Below are 16,014 nucleotides of genomic sequence, written 5' to 3'. Positions count from 1 at the left end.
CTCTCCGGTCAAGAATCAACCCTTATAATCTTTTCCCGTGATCACTTTGAACTCTGCGGTGGAGATGACGCCGAACTGAACGTAAAGCCGAAGCTGAACATCGGACACCCATTTCTTCTCGTAGTAATAGGACAATCTTTCGAAATCACTGTTGAACATTCGATTCTCCTCCTGTTCCATTGGCTAATAGTTTCAGTTCCAGCGCCGCCAGCATCTGGCCGAGCACCTGGCCTTGCATGTATAGATCAAGAATTGAAATATCCTTCCTGACCAGTTCCGCACCGATTACATTGTTCTGTTGCTTGAGGTCCAGCGTCGAAAGGTCTTGCTTTACCTGTTCTGAACCGAGGGCGCTTAACGTCATTTTTTGTTCAGCGCTCGCTGTTTTTACCGCGGATAACTCTTCCCCGGAAGAAACGACTACCTCATGCAGTTGTGAGTTCTGCTGCTGGATACCCTCTACTACAACCGTCAATAATTCCAGTTCAGTCGGCTCCTGCGGCTGCGGCCGCGTGATCTCCTCGATCTCTTCCGGCGTTAAGCCTTCGATCCATAGATCCGGCATAGGCGGCGATTCGGCGTGCGGCATATCACCGCGTTCATCTTCGGGTAATGCCGACCATTCATCATAGGCTTGCTGAAACTCGTCTAAGGCAGCATCTATTGCATCTTGATACGCTTCCCATGCGGCAAGATCGAAGCGCGGCATGAACAGTCCGGGCGTAACCGAGATACCCACGATATATCCGGCGATTTCCGGTTCCGGCGTTTCTTCCGCCTGCTCATCTTCTGGCGCTAACCCCTGTTCGGTTTCTTCCGGATCGGCGGGCAGCTGTGGCTCGATCCCCACATAAAAAGGGACGACACCGGAAAAGGCATCGTCCACTAGCGTATCCTCTAAATAGAGGCCTTCTGTATTTACTTTTGGTACGGCTTTCATGTAATACCTCCTTTATTGTTCGGCTCGGAATTCAACTCCATCTAAGCTTGTATTAGTGTTTCCACCGAACGCAACACAAACTTCGCCGTTTGGTCTTATTTCAATCATGCCCATTTTCCAGACCGTATCGTAAGTTGCGATGGGAATAGACATCTTCAACTTTGGCCTGTAACCAGATGGAAGAGTGAAAGCTGGAACATACCCGACTGTTCCAGACTTAACCATGCCTGTAAGGCGCACAATTCCGTCAGAGTCTTTTGAGTAGACTAAGTCACTGAATCCTGAGCCAAAATTAACCCAACCATTCAATAACGTTGGTTTAATCCATACAACAGATTGATCCTTATCCACCTTCTTGTTCATCAGAACGGATACGGCGGTCGCATTCTGCTGCACGGTGTCGGTCAACTCCTGGAGCATCGCCTTTTCGTTAGTGGCGTACGATCCGGTAATCGGGACGATAGGCGACTTATCCAGCATCAGGTATGTGACGGAATAGGTTGCTGATGAGTCGTACAGACTTTTCTTAATACGGTACCACGGATCGGAACCACTCGGCGGCGGGTCGAAACTAACGTCCGCTAAACTGTTTCGATAAAACGACAAGGTTTTTAATGGTTTGTATTTCCACCTCGACCCACCGCCGATTGTCGCATGATTCGTATAGTAATAAGCTCCATATCCCGGTTGTTCGCCGTCATATAGCCTTATCGCCTCCCGAACCACAATCCCCGTTCCAACTTCGATCTGATTATCGCCTTCATTAAACGTCAGCATACCTTCCGAAACGATAGGCTCGACGGTTGGCGTGGCGAGTTGATATACGAGTTGGTACGGCGTATATCCCATATCATTCATTGTCGTTGGCAAAGTTGAAACGCCACTTCCACCAACCATACCATTTCCGTCGTCAGGCCCAACACCGCAATAGATTTTCCCCCAGCCCTTTGGCCCCGTTCCATTATACGGGTCGTACCCAATCCCCCATGGGAACATTCGCCAACCCATAAAATACGCCTTAATCTCGTCAGGCGTCGGCGTGTAGTTGTCGCCCCATCCGCTGTCTGTGTTTGAAATAGTTATACTGAGAAGGTCACCACGTAACATCTGATAATCAGGCCCATCCCATGATGTATTTTCAGCTCTACGGCGCCCAAGTATTCCCCCAGTAAATTTTGTAACGATAGCGGAATCTTGAACCTGACCACTCATAAGCAAGTTAGCCCACTTATATCCAGATGTTCCGTTTCCGTATACCCATTTATGCGAACCATCAAGAACCATATGCTTCCACTTCGCCAACTTGAAATACTGCCCGTACTTTTCGAACACTTCGTCAGCAGTCGAGCCTGTCAGCGGATCAGCGAATAAGTCTGTTTGCAGCGCGAGCATGGAGTCTTCGCGCGGTTTAAACTGTTTAGGCGTAGAACCGAGTGTGAGCATCGGGTTTTTAAAATAATAATCTCCGTTTATTGGTGCGCCATAGACATTAGAAGCATATATTCGGACAGTCGTTTCATTTATATTGGTAAAAGTTGCCGATTGCGCAGATGTATTATCTAGTATAGTTGTTTCTCTGATGAGATCTGTCACTGATAAATAACCGTTATGTTCTGCACTAAATGTGTACTTCGTATTAGCTGGCAATTTCATGTCAATGTAATAAAACGTACTTTGGGAGTTAGAAACTTTAAAGTTAGCTGCATAAGGCTCAGTTAGGGAACCTTCTGTAATTCCTATGGGAGTCCACTCATAAAACGGCGGCAACAAATTCTCCCCGTACCGGATCGCGTACGGATTTCGTACAGGCGTTACGCTATCGACATATGGGTATTTCAAGCCGATTTGTTCCCGAGTCATCCCATCGAGCGAGGTATATTCAGCGGCTGAAATTTCATAGATACGAACGGAATCATAATAGGCGTATTGGCCGGCTGCCCCGTCGACCACAAGAACAAGATTACAGTTCGTCACATCTGCAGTAGGCGCGTATGCTGCCCATGCCGTTTTAAAGCCATCGGATGAATATACGTCATTTTCAAATTTATTGGCTGTTAAATTCTCTATATAAAAACGTCCGCCACCTACTGCAGTGCCATTCTTTATATCCGTTATAGCGATGTAATACTTACCCGCCTTAACAGAGAAGACAGGGGAAATTATTCCGCCATTAAGTTGTCCAGTATCGATTGTTAATTTTGCGGAACCTGATTCCAATGTTGACAATACTCGAAAAGGTGACCACTTGCTTAGATCGTTCATATTTCCCGCCCGCCCCAACAAGTTAACCAACGTCCGCCCCTTGATCCCACTTAACGAAAAAGCCGCATGGCGTTGTGCGTTAAGGATCTGCATCCCGGCGTTAAGTACGACGTCCTGGCGTTGCTCGGTATCCAGGCGGTCCCTGGCTGCAGTCAGTCCAGTCGAAAGCTCACTGATGTTGCCGATAGCTGCATCGTGGTCATATGCGGTAAAATAACGTGCGACTTTTGTTCCGGCTGCCCAACTCTGTGCGGTGCCTTGAAATCCCCGCGTGATCCCCGTCAGCTCATCTCCGGTCTTATCTGTATACAGGATTGTTTCGGCAGCTTCGTCCGTGCCGATCGTGAGCAGGTTTGGGCCATCCGGAAGAACTGATCCATCTGCGACCTGGATCGTATCTTGTGCCGCATCGATCGCGGCGGCCAGCTCCGTGCCCGGGCTATTTACTTGTGCCGGATACATGGTTTTCATCTCAAATCCTCCTTACGCCAGTGTGCATACAATTTGACCTGTCAGGATCTTAAAGATGTCATTCAACAGAATGCTTCGTGGCGTTTCCAGTGCACCAAAGTACAGTAGATTCCCGCCAGTGGCAGCATCCCGGACACCCATGTGAGTTATTTGTCCCCAATCTGCTGTTGCAGTTGGCATAACGATGTCCGCACTGTTTTTAATTGTTCGTTTTTGAACAGTGACTTGCTGGCCTGTCGTCGGGTGAAAAATCTGATAGTTCTCACTTGTCGGAGCACCAAAGGTGACTTCCTGCCGAATATACCCGCCGCCAGATACTTCCTGTCCCGTGTCAGCTGCTGTGGGATTGCTGGTATACAGCGCAATGTAAACCTTTGCTGGGCGGGTGTATGCCGTATTGCGGAACACCTGATTTAGCAAAGCTGTTGCCAAATAATTGGACATGTTCATCAATCAATCATCCTTCCATGAGATATTCGTTACGAATCTTGAAGCTCTGCAGCGTGGTCGTTCCGACATTGGTGAGTACGATAACTGGACTGGCCCGCTCATCACCAAGAGATTGGACGGATACCACTTGCGGTGACCGTGTGATATTCAATTCTGTAATCTTCTCGTCACTCTCGGGAAATGGGTCGTACATCTTGAGCGGTATATCGATCACTCGGTTTCCAGTCGATTCGTCCCAACTCATCGTACTGCGGTACTGAGCAAAATAGTGTTTGCCAGGGCGGTCTGAAAACACTAGATCCAGAACGCCGCGTCGGGTGTTAAATTGGCGCATAAGCAGGGAAACAGTTGTGTCATAATCGCTGGTAATAAAAAAGCCCAGGCCAACTGGCCGGGCTCCATACGTACTTCCAAAATCAATTTCTCCGTCCCGCTCGGCGATCTGCACGGTATTCTCCGTCGCTTCTGGCAAACCGGGTATGTTCCGGTAAACCAGCACTGCGCCTGTTCCCGAAATCCATTCTCCATTTACAGACACGTCCATTTACTTCCCACCTCCTGTTGTCGCCAGTCGCCGGAAAGTCCGCTCACGCTCGGAATAAAGGATCTCGGCATCCGTTGGATCCTGAACCTCCACATGTTCGATTGACATGTCGATATGATTAACCGTCTGCATGACCACCGGATCCGTTTTGCTTGCCGTAGGCGCCGCCACTTGCCCGCTGACCAACTTCCAAAGCGTGTTTTGCTGTGCTGGGTTCAAATACATCTCGCCAGCGTGGGCGATTACCGGTACTGCTTCCCCAGGGCTTCCCTGGACGACTCCCCCATCTTTGAAGGCTTGCAGCTTGCCAGTATCCTTTTCAACGCCGTACAGTCTTCGCAATTCTTCATTTCGAGCTGTGAGCCTTGCCATCTCAGCAGTGTCTCCCCGTGCCTTAGCAGCCGACCATGCGTCCTTGTTCGCGTTATACTCCTGCAGGTCCAAATTAGCGCCACCTGATGGATCCGACACTTTAGCGATGTTGGACAGTTTCGCATTATACGCTGAAACGAATTGATCCAGATCGCTTAAGATTTGTTGATTGGCCGTTTCATTGGCTCCGATCCTGAAATCCTTGATTGCATTCTCGATGAACTGGATATCATCTTTATGGCTCTCAAAAGCCTCCTTCAAGGCGTTGTAACGGGCTTCAGTATCCCGTCTCTCTTCATCATACGCCTTCTCTTTTTCATCCTTTTCATCAACCAGTTTCTGCTTCTGGTCTTCCAAATCGCGCTTGCGGAGTTCCCGGCTGCGCTCGAGCTGCATTCGCTCGATCTCCTCCGTAATGTCGGCCAGTGCCTTTTTGCCTTCTGGAGAGACGGCAGTGCTCAATTCTTCCTGACGTGCAAGCTTTTTCGCGAGCTGGGTTTCATAATCCTCATCAACGTTCAATTCCTGCTCTTTCGCGATCAGATCGTCAATAGCTTTGATCTTCTCATTTTGAGCATCGACGTATGCTTTCTTACGAGTCTCAATCCCGTCCAGCTCAGCCTTAAGGGACTCATCCAGTTTCTTTTTCTGAGCATTGAAGAAGTCACCAGTCTCTTTCTTCATATCCTGGATCAATGACTTGCGGGCGCGGTATACTTCTTCATCCGCTCGCTTATATTCATCTGAATCTTTATGGTACCGATCCCGGACCCGTGTCCATGCGGTCAACTTCATCAGCGTGATTTCATTCTCCGTTTTGCCGGCTTCCTCCATGCGGCGCTCTTCCTTTGCAATCCATTCCTCTGAATCAGCAAATTGGGATTTCAATAATTGCTTACGAGCGCGGTATACCTCCTCATCAGCCTTCTTGTACTCTTCACTATCTTTGTGATATCGATCTCGTACTCGAGTCCAACTGTCTATTTTCATCTGAGCGATCTGAGTTTCGCTCTTATAGGAGTCCTGCATCCGCCGTTCTTCTTTGCTGATCCATTCAGATGATGCAGCATATTGCGCTTTATTCAGTTCTTCGCGAGCTCGAATCAGTTCCTCATCCGCAGACTTGTAATACTCGCTGTCTTTTTTGTAACGATCGCGAACTTTCGTCCACATATCCACCTTCATCTGCGCTATTTGGGTTTCACTTTTATATGACTCTTCCATCTTCCGCTCTTGGCGATCAATCCAGGTAGCAGACGCTTCGTAAATCGACTTGGCACTATCCTCTTGCAGCCGCTTCATCTGCAGATTCAATTCCCGCTGATCCGCTATAGTTTCTTTAAGATGTTGTTTGTGATTAGCCTGTATCTTCTTCAGCGCTTTTAACTGTTGCTCAGGTGTCTGGTCATAATACTCAGCGTTATAATGGGCCGTTGCCATGTCAGCGTCGTAAGCAGCCTGCCGTTGTTCCTTGGCAAGTTCAGCTGCAGACTTGCCCTTTTTCTCTTTCTTTTTCTTCTTCTTTTTCTTTTTCTCATCCTCAGTCTCACCGTCACCATAATTGGGCGGCTTGTACGCAAAGGCATCCAGATTGCCCGTGGTAAGGTTAGCCAGTGCTCTTTCTGCTTCCAGTTCAGCTGCAGCGTATTTATTTTGATCGTTAGATAATGTCCCTAACGCTTGATTAGCGGACGCTTGAACACCTGCAGTTACGATACCGCCGATCATCCCGCTCACACGGGCAAGTGACCCTTTACCTTCGGTCATGCCGATTTCAAGAGCCTTACCTGATATCGCACCCATCACCCTCGCAAGAGCCTGATAGTTTTGGATTTGAGCTTCTACGGATGCTTTCTGAGCAGCTGCCGTTTCTTTGAGGTTGCTCATTTGGGTCTTGGCGCTTTCGACGGATGCGTTCATCAAGCTTTTTTCGACCCCGATTTGTTCATCGGCCAATTCGATATTACCGATTCGGATACGCCCTTCCTCATCCATCATGGCGTGTAAACCGGGATATTGTTTCGTTAGCATATTGGTGATCGTTACGAGTTCCTGCTTCTGGGCTTCATCCAATTTCTGAACAGCATCAAGCTCCTTGAACCGCTTCACCGTTTTTTCCATCTCAATAATCTTGCTGTTCTTAGCAGCCACATCTTGTAACTCAGCTTTTGCCATATCCAGAAGCGCTGGAGTCGACTTTTCAACCTCTGCCTTCATATTTTTGAGAGCAGTAGCAGCATCTTCGGCATTGCTGAAATCCATCTCTTTCAGCTGTTTATTGAGTTTTTCAAACTCTTCGACTGTTTTCTTGACCTCCAGTGGTGCGAAGCCAGTGCCGTGTTCAATGTAGGAGCCATGCTTGCCGCGCATCCCTTCAAGCGTCTCTTCTAGTTCTTTGCGCCTTTCAAGGATCTCATTGAGCGTCTCAATATCGCCCTGAAGCTTTTTGACATCCTCGGCCGTCCGGTTGGCTGGTGACTGGGAGAGTTTTTGATTCAACTGTTCCTGATTGGCGGCAAACTTCATAACGGATTCGGATGCAGCATCTGCAGCAAGCTTGTATGCCCCTACCCCGGCAGCAACCAAGGACAATGCAGTTATGGCCCACCCAATTGGACCCATGGCTACATTCATAGCCCGGAGTGCTGCTGTTACGGCACCAATGCTCACAACCAAGGTACCCAGAACGGTAATCAATCCAAGCACGGCAATGCTCCCGGCGGCCAATCCAGCTACAACTTCTTTGTTCGCTTCTGCCCACTGGACAAAGTCCTTGATCATCGGCGTAATTCGCTGCATGATTTCACCCAAGACAGGCAGGAAAGCTTCTCCTAATTCCACTCGAGCCATTTCTATGGTTTGGTTAAAAGTCGCTTGGGTACCGGTGTATCCTGTCATGGCAGAATCAGCATTCCCTGCAAACATTGCAGACTCTGCCATGATTCCGTTATACGCAGCCTGAAGCTTTTGGGCTTCAGTCAGTTTAGCCGCTGTTGTACCAATCGTCTTAGCATACCGTTTGTACATGACGGATAGGTTTGTCGTAATGCCGGCTGCATCTGTCAGATTGGAGTTGCCCCCCTTGACTCCTCGCGCTACTTGTTTGATTGCCTCTTCCCAACTCAGATGTGCTTCTCGGTTGTAGACTGCGGCATCTGCTGTTGCAATCATGATTTCCCTCGTCTGTTCCAAGGTAAGTCCGGCAGAGAGATAGGTTTTTACCGTATCATTCATGGCCGTCTTGCTGAGCCCCCAACGATCCGATAGTTCCTCAGCAAGTCCGATTGTTTTTTCCGTGTTGACATGTAATGCCTTGGAAACCTCGGTAAGCCCTTGATAAGAGTCTGCAAGCTCTCTCGCTTCCTTTGCCAGTGTAGTAAAGGTTTGAATGAGCTGCCTGGTCGCCATACCGGCACCAAGAGCTGTCAGGCCTGAGGCGAGACCATCAATCCCCTTCTTGGTGTTTTGTACCTCGGCATTCGCTTGCTTCAGCTCCTGCTCGATCTTATCGATATGCTTGGCGTCCAAACCAATCATCCGGAGCTGTTCTCGCACCTGCCGTAATTGCTCCTCCAGCAGTTCTGGATTCGCGGTTTGAATTGATTTATTGATCATGTCGATCTGGCCCGAGCTCAAGCCGATCTCTTTTAAAGAATTGTTCAACGCTTCAAAACCACTACCGGCTTTCTGCGCCTTATCCTCCAGTTCCCAAACTTTTTGAGCAGTCTGGTCCGACGTTTGTGTCAGCCTCATTAACGCAGCTTCAGTATTCAAGATTTGTTCCTGCAGCTTGCTCTTCTTCTGCTCGTTGAAGGTATTATCATACGATTCCTTCAGCTCGCTAAGCTTTTTCCGCTGGAGTTCAATTTTGGCGTTAACGTTATCCAGAACAGATGTAAGCTGGGCGATTTTATCTTTAGAAGCCCCGATCTTATCAAATGCTGTATCCATACTTTTGATATCACTCGCCGTCTTCTTCCCTTGATCTCCAAGCCCTGAAATTTCTTGTTTAACAGCTTTAATTTCCGCTTTAAGACCTTGCGCTTCAGCAGTCATGCGAGCACGCAATTCACCAATCTCCACAGCCATAATCTCACCGTCCCCTCATACGCGCGAGCCGCGCTTGATATTGTTCTTCTGCCGACTTTGGTGGTTCTGCCGGTGGCTTCGGTAGCATGTTGTTTATCCGCTTAATAATGTTTTCCCTTGCCTCCTTGTCCATGAGGTGTGGAAACGACACTATATCGATTTGCATCAGCAACTGCTCTGCCCTTACCTGATCATGCAGCATAAGCATCTGTGGGAGGTCCACGAAATAATATTCGTTCTCGATCTCATATTGGGTCTTGCACAGTACCGCACAACAGCGCAATACAAAATCATCATAGGTGACTACACGTCGGCCCGATCCATCCGTTTCACGATGCTCTGAATGAACTGTTGTGCCACCGGAGGGATCAGGCCGTTCAAGTTTTTTAGAGCTTCATTCATGTCGTTCTTCTCCCAAGTGAGTCGGAGAAACTCGGTACATTCGCCGAAGGCGGCGTGTTCGTCCAAGTAATCCATGGGCAGGTCACTAAGAAGTGAAGTCAGTTCGTAAATCTCATCTATGGAGACGTCAGCGGCGGCCACAATGAACACCGCGCGGTCGCTTTCAGGCGTCAGGAAAAGCTTAATAAGATAATCACCGATCGACCCGATATGGTCGGTCAGTTTCTTCAATCGGCTTCGGGTCAGTTTGGGTACCGTAACCCGCTTACTGCCGAGCATGACATAATCTTTTTTACTACCCAGGTTAAACATCCTTGATCATTCCTCTCGTAGGAAATAAGAAAAAGGAGAAGGCTTCTGCCCTCTCCTTGCGTATAAATGTTATGCCGTTGCCGTGATGTCGCCCCAGGTATAAAGCAGACCCCTCGGTGTGGCTTTAAGATCAGGATACGCCATACCGTTGATCGGGAACTTCTGGTTATCATCCAACATAAACTGCGCGTTAACGTCAAACTTAATACCACAGGACTCAATATAAATGAACCGAGATGGATCCGTAATACCTTGTGGCTCGATCACGGCCCGTTTACGTGGCAGCTCTTTTCCTGCCAGACCGGTGATCTGATATTTTACCTTGTCCGGATCAGTCGCATCCGTGACCTTGATCGCATTAGCGTTAAATTTTAGGACCTTATCAAAGTCCGTGTCTGGAGTTTCAAACTCCACCCGCCCAATCGTGCCGGTCGAAAACGACTTAACCGGGGCTGTACCCGTTTGGTCGGTCGTCGGTTCGAAGTAGGTGGTTTCCGTATAGAAACGAATTCCTCCTTGGGTCAGATCAATGATAACGGCATCTGGCAACAGCATACCCTTATCATCCACGCCCCATTTAAAAATCCCAGGACCTGCATAAATCTTATCCACATCTGCCATCGTTAATTTTCCTCCTTAACGTAAAATACAAAATTGGTTGAATACATAGGCCGATCCTTATCGTCGAGCCCAAGAGGTATAGGACTGGACTGGTTGGCCGTACTTGAAAAAACATGCACGGTACCCGCATTGTAATTGGTCCGCCGATGCAAATGCTTGATCAGCCGTTTGGCAAGAGCCTCGGCCCCCGCCATGTTCCCCGGCATCGCCTTGTATGATTTGCCTTTTATGATCACCTGAAATGTGGGCCTCTCGGTCGGCACATAAGCATGTGCTGCGTACCCGCCAGTACCGAGAACAAACAAGCAGGGAAGCTTCGATTCCGGCAGCTCAGCCGGAATGAAGTTGGGATCCGGATAAACGGTGAATCCGGCATCCGTCAGGTATGCAATCAAGTCGCTTGCAAGCATGCTATCCTCCCTCCAGAACGCTCTTTAATTCCTGCAAAATAAGATCTTCGTTCATTTTCAGAGCGTTCTCCAGAAACTTTTTCCCTGGCATGTATCCTTTGTATGACCCTTTGCTTAATGTCTTCTCTCCTGGAGTCATTTCCACGATTGCACCGCTTTTGGTTTTTCGGAATCCTTCATGTTGAACCACAGCGTAATCATCAACATCCGGGCTCGTCCCGAGATCAATGTACATACCAGCTATAGTCCGTTTGACTTCGCCGATGATCAGTTGGTCCTCCAAATCGCCAGAAAGGTTAGGGGCCAAACGTTTTGCATCATGTATCACATCTAAGGCCAAGCGAGTAAGTGTTTCTTCCAGGCGCCGGTCCAAGTCGTTCTCCATCCTCGTTAATCGGTCGACCATAGCGTCAATCCCCTCGAGGCTAAAGCTAAATAATTGATGGTCAGCTATATACGATCACCTTCTTCACGTCATCCGTCCCAAGGTACTTTTTGACTTCAAAATGAGCGACATCGCAACGGATCTTCATGCCGAGCTTGTTCTCGTATTCGAAATAATCGTCAAGGGTTACGGATTGGGGGCCTTCCAAATGAATCTCGTATGCGATCTGGATTTCCTCGCCGCGGGCATTCCGGATCAGACGTTGCTCCTCGACCACCTTTGCTGCTTTGACATCGCTGATGGGCTGCTGCGGCCGTCCCCAGTCGTCCTTGCCTCCTACGTGCCAATGCGTTACCGTCGCCGGGTATCCAAAGAGACTCATACCAATGCACCGCCATACTGCCGCTGCGCCACTTCTGCAGCTTCCTTCTCGGCTAGTTCTGCTGCCGTAGGTCCAAGCAAGGCGCGGACGTCAGGGGCCACGTCAGGGCGTTCCTCCTCCTTGTAGCTGATCGATTCGCCGTTATCCGATACCGTCTTAACGTTGTGCTTCTGATACTTTAGTGCTGGGTCGATGCCCTGCAGCTCCCAAACCGTTTGAAACGCAACAATCGATACGGCCATGGGGCTGATCTTGGGATACCAGCGAGCCAAATTACGTTCAGCCTGGACGACGGCGACGATTCGCTTCTGATCCGAAGCCCGATCCCAAGCGTCGGTATCCAGCATGTTGGCCATGATCCAAGCTCCAACTTCTTGAGGGTCCATACCGATCACCTACTTCTTTTCGGCTGCTTCGATTTCTTTGGCAAGTGTCGCGGCATCTTTTTCGTAGACTCCGTCGATCTCTAGTTCAAGTGCTTTTTCACGTAAAGTTTCGAGTTCATTTTCCTTCTCGGCGATGCTCTCCTTCAACTTAGCCTCACCCAGACGGCCAGCGTTTGGAACACCCAACTCCTTGGCCTTCTCACGGAGAGCCTGCAGTTCGGTATCGGAATCATCCTGCAGCGCTTCGATTTCCTTGCCAACTCTTGCATCAATAATTGATTTACCGATTGAATCATTAACGTTGCGAATAATATCGTCCGGCTGTTTCCACTCACCTTCGTATTTCACAACGCCTGTCAGTTTCAAATCCACACGCTTCACCCTTTCTGTTTTTAAATATAAAGAAAGGAGCCCTCAAAGGAGCTCCTTAATATACCGTCGCGGATACGACACTGTCCGCCCAAGCGAATGCCGGGAATGACAAGGCCACCCCCGCTGTACGCAGGCGAATTGGATTCTTGGTGACATCACGGAATACATAGATGCCCATGTCACCGGTTTGAACGGATTCAATTTCGGACATCATTTCCTCCGTCGTCTTGGCCCAAAGGTAATTACCCAGCGGACCGTCAGGAAGTAACACGAAACGATTTTGTGGCATCATCCGCACGGTTGTGAAGCTAAGCTTTCCATTGGTAAGTTTACGGTCTTCCGTTCGGGCCTGAGTGTCGTAGGCGACGAGTGCCGGAAACTCAAGCTCATCGAACACCGATTGCAGTTGCGCTCGGGTGAGTTCAGGCGGCCGTGCGTTACCACTAGGATTGCCGTGATAATGTTGACGAATCGACAGGTTACGTCGAAGCAGCGTAATGACCTTTTTGCTCGTCATAGCCCGTTTGAGGGAAATACCCAAATCCGCCCATGCATCAATCCATTCTTGGATATCGTCCAGAGGTTTCGAATTTTCGAAATCATCCCACTTGTCTGTGCCCGTGAGTACAGGCTTTTGAGCAGGAGTATAACCGTAATCAACTTCGACGCGAACGTTACCTTCGACGTAATTGACACTGCCGCTCCAGACGCTGGTCAAAGCGATCCATTCCTTCCTCGCTTGGATTGCATCCACCGCGTACTGCGCGTCATTCAGTTGCTCTTGCCGCAGCTTATTCCGCTCTGCGTCTCGCAAGCCATAGCTCTGCGATGCTTGAAGTGCCATACGGACCAACTTCTCGTCCATGTAGCGGCCTCGCTGGATCTTCGGGATAGTTACTGAGCTCCCAGTCAGCCCCTCGCGGGAGCCGTACTCAACCTCGGTACCCAGCTCAGCGATTTGCGCCATGACAGGCAACTTCGACCCGCTGTCCTTAATGACATCGACCGTCAATTCGTCAGTTTCCTGGGGTGGGAACAACAGAGGATAAAGATACTCATTGGATACTTCGAGGTTTCGGGAGTAGACGAGAAGGTCTTCCCCAGTCAATGCTTCATCCAATGTCAAATCAATTGGATCGTCACCTGCGAAGGTCTGCAGATCCAGTTTGTGACGCAATTTATATTGCTTTTTCATATATTGTTCAATCCTTTCTGTGGTTTGAATTAAGCAAAGACGATGTGCGGCATTTTCTGACGCAACACATCGTCTACGGTGACGGGGATTCGTTCGGTGATAAATTTACCGACTTCATACCCGCCCACAACATGGTCGCCGTCTTTGACATTAACTGTTCGCTTAAGAATAACGGTCGGGTTCTCGCTGCCATCGGTACCGGCCGGATCGTACGGCACAAACTTGTCCGATGCGGTGAGCTTCGCCATCGGCATGCCTTTCTTGATGATTTTGTCGCCTTTGGCATCTGCAGTAACGGCTGCCGAATCAATTGTGATACCGTTGGTCACCTCCCGGATCACCTCAAAAGATGCCAGGATTTCATACTCATCATGGACAGTTACACGTTGTTTCGGTTGCAATCTCATAGGATAGTTCCCTCCTTATTTTCTTGCCCACGGGTCATTCACGGCTTGTCCACCGATCACCCCGCGGCTTTTTGCAAGATTAACGATATCTTCATGCTTCTTCTGTTTTTGCTCCGGGGAGTTCGGTACATTTGCACCGATCCGGCCACTGCCCTGTTTGGCTTTCAACAGGTGCGGTTTCTTCTTGGCTAATGCCTCGAGCGATTCCTTCACGCCTTCCAGCTCACCCTTGTCGTTCTCTTTCACGGCGGACAAGTCTGCTAGTGCTGCAGCGTCCTCCCAATCGGCGAACCCGAGTTCATTCGCCATCACCTTAACCTCGGCATTTAGCAATCGCTTGAAGGTCTTGTCGTTCTGCTCCTTTTCACGTGCCTTGATTTTCTCATCGACCAGACGGTCGACTTCCGCGGGATCAAGTTTCCCTTCTTTGCCATCCTTATCCTTTGGCTTCAGAGCGGCTTGCATCGCCTCCACCGAATCAAAGCCCAAGTCCTTGGCCAGTTGCTTCTGTGCAGCCTTCTCAGCTCGTGAAAGGCGTGACTGGACATGTTGGTCAAGTTCAGCCTGGGTGAAAGACTTCTCAGAGCCATTTGTACCGGAGCCACCCTCGCCACCGGTTCCTCCAGCACCATCTTCGCCACCACCCTCACCGCCGGATCCCCCGCTGGCACCACCGTCAGCTGCAAAAAGCTGCAGGTTCATTTTCAATGGAAAGCGTCTTGCAATATATTCGTACATCTTTTCTCATCCTCCTGTTTTATGCCCGGGTAGGCTTCCTCGAATAGCAGTTTTAAGTCATGCCACGGTTTGGACAAAAGAAAAAGCCGCTTTAATAAGCGACTTTTAATATCTATATCTGCTTGAAAATATTAATTTTTAATCCACATGTCTAGATCTGCTTTTGCTCCCTTCATAGAATTATAATATGCAACAGCCACCGCTTTACCTACACTCGTTAGCGAATATCGACTTATTAACGAGCTATTCCACCTTTCGAAAACATTCTTGCTCAGGGTATCAATCTCAAATTGGCTTCTAACAACTGGATCTAACTTCATATTTGTACCATCTATTTTATAAGTTATTTCGCCCTCATAAGATTTCCTAATAAAGTACTCCAGATTTTGCGAAGATTGAGTTGAAATATCGTTTGAAGCAACACCCGTAAATAATAGATGCTCGAAAAAGCTAAAGTCATTTTTTATGTTTTCGAAATTATCATCAAGGACAGGTGAAAGGGTTTCGATTAAATACCGTGCACTGCTTGATACAGAATATTTGACCAAAAAAATACCTGCAATTACTCTAACTTGGTCTGTTGTCAATTTTGCTATCACTTCGATAGATTCATTTAATACAATCTTCTTTAACGAGCCTTCATCAATTCGAAACCTTTCCTCTAGTAAATTTGTTAGTAATTCTAACGTTAACTCACTACCATTTCTCGCATATTGTTTTTGTGCATTAACAAGAGCGTATTGGACGTCGGGATCTAATATTTTATTTATGTTCTCAGGTGTCCCAGACTGTAATTTTTCTAAAAAGGTAGTTACAAGTAAATCGGCCCGTTCCATAGCAGTCCGCTGCGCAGCCTCACTTAATTTATAAAAATTATCTTTGAATGTTTGTAAAGCAATTTCTTTCGCATCAGCGTAACTTATGCCTGTATTTATTGTAATTGATTCACCCTGTACGTTAATTGAATTATCACCTGCTGACATTTGCTTCTTATTTCCCAGCATCTTTGTCACCAATAGTGATATTGACATCACTTCCACCCTGTATATTATATGAATTGTTTCCTGATGTTATGGTTTGACTAGAATTACTTTTCTCTTTTCCTTTTTTCAAAAAAAATGTTATTAAACTAATTATTGAAATTCCCACGCCGCTGAAGACCCATTCTTTATTGTTAAAAATCCAATCTATCAACGCATCCCCATCTCCTAACATATGACTAAATTAGCATTAATCACATAATACTAGCTGGGTTGGTTGCAGTCTACAGATTAAA

General features: G+C 48.1%; 18 protein-coding genes. All 18 read right to left on the bottom strand.

All coding sequences use genetic code 11. The features are described 5' to 3' along the window. Nucleotides 1-15: 15 nt before the first annotated feature. Entirely contained in the window at nucleotides 16-159 is a 144-nt protein-coding gene (locus MKY48_RS08725; protein ID WP_339292739.1) for an XkdX family protein, read from the bottom strand. Next, on the bottom strand, nucleotides 146-940 hold the full coding sequence (locus tag MKY48_RS08720) for a hypothetical protein (protein WP_339292738.1): 795 nt from the start codon (nucleotides 938-940) through the stop codon (nucleotides 146-148). The genes MKY48_RS08725 and MKY48_RS08720 overlap by 14 nt, the downstream gene beginning before the upstream one ends. Before the next feature lie 12 nt (nucleotides 941-952). Next, a complete protein-coding gene (locus MKY48_RS08715; RefSeq protein ID WP_339292737.1) occupies nucleotides 953-3,673 on the bottom strand; it encodes a hypothetical protein in 2,721 nt (906 codons plus the stop codon). Nucleotides 3,674-3,685: 12 nt separating this feature from the next. Beyond that, nucleotides 3,686-4,123, bottom strand: coding sequence for a hypothetical protein (locus MKY48_RS08710; RefSeq protein WP_339292736.1), 438 nt, complete (start codon nucleotides 4,121-4,123; stop codon nucleotides 3,686-3,688). A gap of 7 nt (nucleotides 4,124-4,130) precedes the next feature. After that, complete coding sequence (locus tag MKY48_RS08705; RefSeq protein WP_339271748.1) at nucleotides 4,131-4,667, bottom strand: phage tail domain-containing protein; 537 nt, start codon at nucleotides 4,665-4,667, stop codon at nucleotides 4,131-4,133. Next, complete coding sequence (locus MKY48_RS08700) at nucleotides 4,668-9,128, bottom strand: hypothetical protein (protein ID WP_339292735.1); 4,461 nt, start codon at nucleotides 9,126-9,128, stop codon at nucleotides 4,668-4,670. Nucleotides 9,129-9,431: 303 nt separating this feature from the next. Continuing rightward, the gene (locus tag MKY48_RS08695) at nucleotides 9,432-9,842 is read right to left on the bottom strand and encodes a hypothetical protein (protein WP_339271742.1); all 411 of its coding nucleotides are present in this window, start codon (nucleotides 9,840-9,842) and stop codon (nucleotides 9,432-9,434) included. Between the two features lie 69 nt (nucleotides 9,843-9,911). Next, on the bottom strand, nucleotides 9,912-10,463 hold the full coding sequence (locus MKY48_RS08690; RefSeq protein WP_339292734.1) for a hypothetical protein: 552 nt from the start codon (nucleotides 10,461-10,463) through the stop codon (nucleotides 9,912-9,914). A gap of 2 nt (nucleotides 10,464-10,465) precedes the next feature. Further along, nucleotides 10,466-10,873, bottom strand: coding sequence for a minor capsid protein (locus MKY48_RS08685; RefSeq protein WP_339292733.1), 408 nt, complete (start codon nucleotides 10,871-10,873; stop codon nucleotides 10,466-10,468). 1 nt (nucleotide 10,874) lies between these two features. Continuing rightward, nucleotides 10,875-11,279: a hypothetical protein gene (locus MKY48_RS08680; protein WP_339292732.1), complete on the bottom strand. Its 405-nt coding sequence runs from the start codon at nucleotides 11,277-11,279 to the stop codon at nucleotides 10,875-10,877. A gap of 40 nt (nucleotides 11,280-11,319) precedes the next feature. Beyond that, nucleotides 11,320-11,640, bottom strand: a complete 321-nt coding sequence (locus tag MKY48_RS08675) for a hypothetical protein (protein ID WP_339271735.1) — start codon at nucleotides 11,638-11,640, stop codon at nucleotides 11,320-11,322. Further along, nucleotides 11,637-12,026: a hypothetical protein gene (locus MKY48_RS08670; RefSeq protein ID WP_339292731.1), complete on the bottom strand. Its 390-nt coding sequence runs from the start codon at nucleotides 12,024-12,026 to the stop codon at nucleotides 11,637-11,639. Before MKY48_RS08670 ends, MKY48_RS08675 begins: the two co-directional genes overlap by 4 nt. Before the next feature lie 9 nt (nucleotides 12,027-12,035). Further along, the gene (locus MKY48_RS08665) at nucleotides 12,036-12,398 is read right to left on the bottom strand and encodes a hypothetical protein (protein WP_339292730.1); all 363 of its coding nucleotides are present in this window, start codon (nucleotides 12,396-12,398) and stop codon (nucleotides 12,036-12,038) included. A gap of 55 nt (nucleotides 12,399-12,453) precedes the next feature. Further along, nucleotides 12,454-13,593: a major capsid protein gene (locus MKY48_RS08660; RefSeq protein WP_339292729.1), complete on the bottom strand. Its 1,140-nt coding sequence runs from the start codon at nucleotides 13,591-13,593 to the stop codon at nucleotides 12,454-12,456. Nucleotides 13,594-13,622: 29 nt separating this feature from the next. Next, the gene (locus MKY48_RS08655) at nucleotides 13,623-14,000 is read right to left on the bottom strand and encodes a head decoration protein (protein WP_339292728.1); all 378 of its coding nucleotides are present in this window, start codon (nucleotides 13,998-14,000) and stop codon (nucleotides 13,623-13,625) included. Between the two features lie 15 nt (nucleotides 14,001-14,015). Then, nucleotides 14,016-14,738, bottom strand: coding sequence for a scaffolding protein (locus MKY48_RS08650; protein WP_339292727.1), 723 nt, complete (start codon nucleotides 14,736-14,738; stop codon nucleotides 14,016-14,018). A gap of 131 nt (nucleotides 14,739-14,869) precedes the next feature. After that, nucleotides 14,870-15,742, bottom strand: a complete 873-nt coding sequence (locus MKY48_RS08645) for an LPO_1073/Vpar_1526 family protein (RefSeq protein WP_339292726.1) — start codon at nucleotides 15,740-15,742, stop codon at nucleotides 14,870-14,872. Beyond that, entirely contained in the window at nucleotides 15,729-15,932 is a 204-nt protein-coding gene (locus MKY48_RS08640) for a hypothetical protein (protein WP_339292725.1), read from the bottom strand. The genes MKY48_RS08645 and MKY48_RS08640 overlap by 14 nt, the downstream gene beginning before the upstream one ends. Nucleotides 15,933-16,014: the final 82 nt, after the last annotated feature.

The sequence above is a fragment of the Paenibacillus sp. FSL W8-0187 genome, from assembly GCF_037969755.1.
Lineage (GTDB): Bacteria > Bacillota > Bacilli > Paenibacillales > Paenibacillaceae > Paenibacillus_AQ.
Note: the sequence above shows the minus strand (reverse complement) of the source record. Positions and strands in the feature narration are given on the sequence as shown.

Excerpts from the sequence above, each read along its gene's own strand:
- MKY48_RS08725 (WP_339292739.1), bottom strand. The coding sequence starts at position 159 with ATGTTCAACAGTGATTTCGAAAGATTGTCCTATTACTACGAGAAGAAA.
- MKY48_RS08720 (WP_339292738.1), bottom strand. The coding sequence starts at position 940 with ATGAAAGCCGTACCAAAAGTAAATACAGAAGGCCTCTATTTAGAGGAT.
- MKY48_RS08715 (WP_339292737.1), bottom strand. The coding sequence starts at position 3,673 with ATGAAAACCATGTATCCGGCACAAGTAAATAGCCCGGGCACGGAGCTG.
- MKY48_RS08710 (WP_339292736.1), bottom strand. The coding sequence starts at position 4,123 with ATGAACATGTCCAATTATTTGGCAACAGCTTTGCTAAATCAGGTGTTC.
- MKY48_RS08705 (WP_339271748.1), bottom strand. The coding sequence starts at position 4,667 with ATGGACGTGTCTGTAAATGGAGAATGGATTTCGGGAACAGGCGCAGTG.
- MKY48_RS08700 (WP_339292735.1), bottom strand. The coding sequence starts at position 9,128 with ATGGCTGTGGAGATTGGTGAATTGCGTGCTCGCATGACTGCTGAAGCG.
- MKY48_RS08695 (WP_339271742.1), bottom strand. The coding sequence starts at position 9,842 with ATGTTTAACCTGGGTAGTAAAAAAGATTATGTCATGCTCGGCAGTAAG.
- MKY48_RS08690 (WP_339292734.1), bottom strand. The coding sequence starts at position 10,463 with ATGGCAGATGTGGATAAGATTTATGCAGGTCCTGGGATTTTTAAATGG.
- MKY48_RS08685 (WP_339292733.1), bottom strand. The coding sequence starts at position 10,873 with ATGCTTGCAAGCGACTTGATTGCATACCTGACGGATGCCGGATTCACC.
- MKY48_RS08680 (WP_339292732.1), bottom strand. The coding sequence starts at position 11,279 with ATGGTCGACCGATTAACGAGGATGGAGAACGACTTGGACCGGCGCCTG.
- MKY48_RS08675 (WP_339271735.1), bottom strand. The coding sequence starts at position 11,640 with ATGAGTCTCTTTGGATACCCGGCGACGGTAACGCATTGGCACGTAGGA.
- MKY48_RS08670 (WP_339292731.1), bottom strand. The coding sequence starts at position 12,026 with ATGGACCCTCAAGAAGTTGGAGCTTGGATCATGGCCAACATGCTGGAT.
- MKY48_RS08660 (WP_339292729.1), bottom strand. The coding sequence starts at position 13,593 with ATGAAAAAGCAATATAAATTGCGTCACAAACTGGATCTGCAGACCTTC.
- MKY48_RS08655 (WP_339292728.1), bottom strand. The coding sequence starts at position 14,000 with ATGAGATTGCAACCGAAACAACGTGTAACTGTCCATGATGAGTATGAA.
- MKY48_RS08650 (WP_339292727.1), bottom strand. The coding sequence starts at position 14,738 with ATGTACGAATATATTGCAAGACGCTTTCCATTGAAAATGAACCTGCAG.
- MKY48_RS08645 (WP_339292726.1), bottom strand. The coding sequence starts at position 15,742 with ATGCTGGGAAATAAGAAGCAAATGTCAGCAGGTGATAATTCAATTAAC.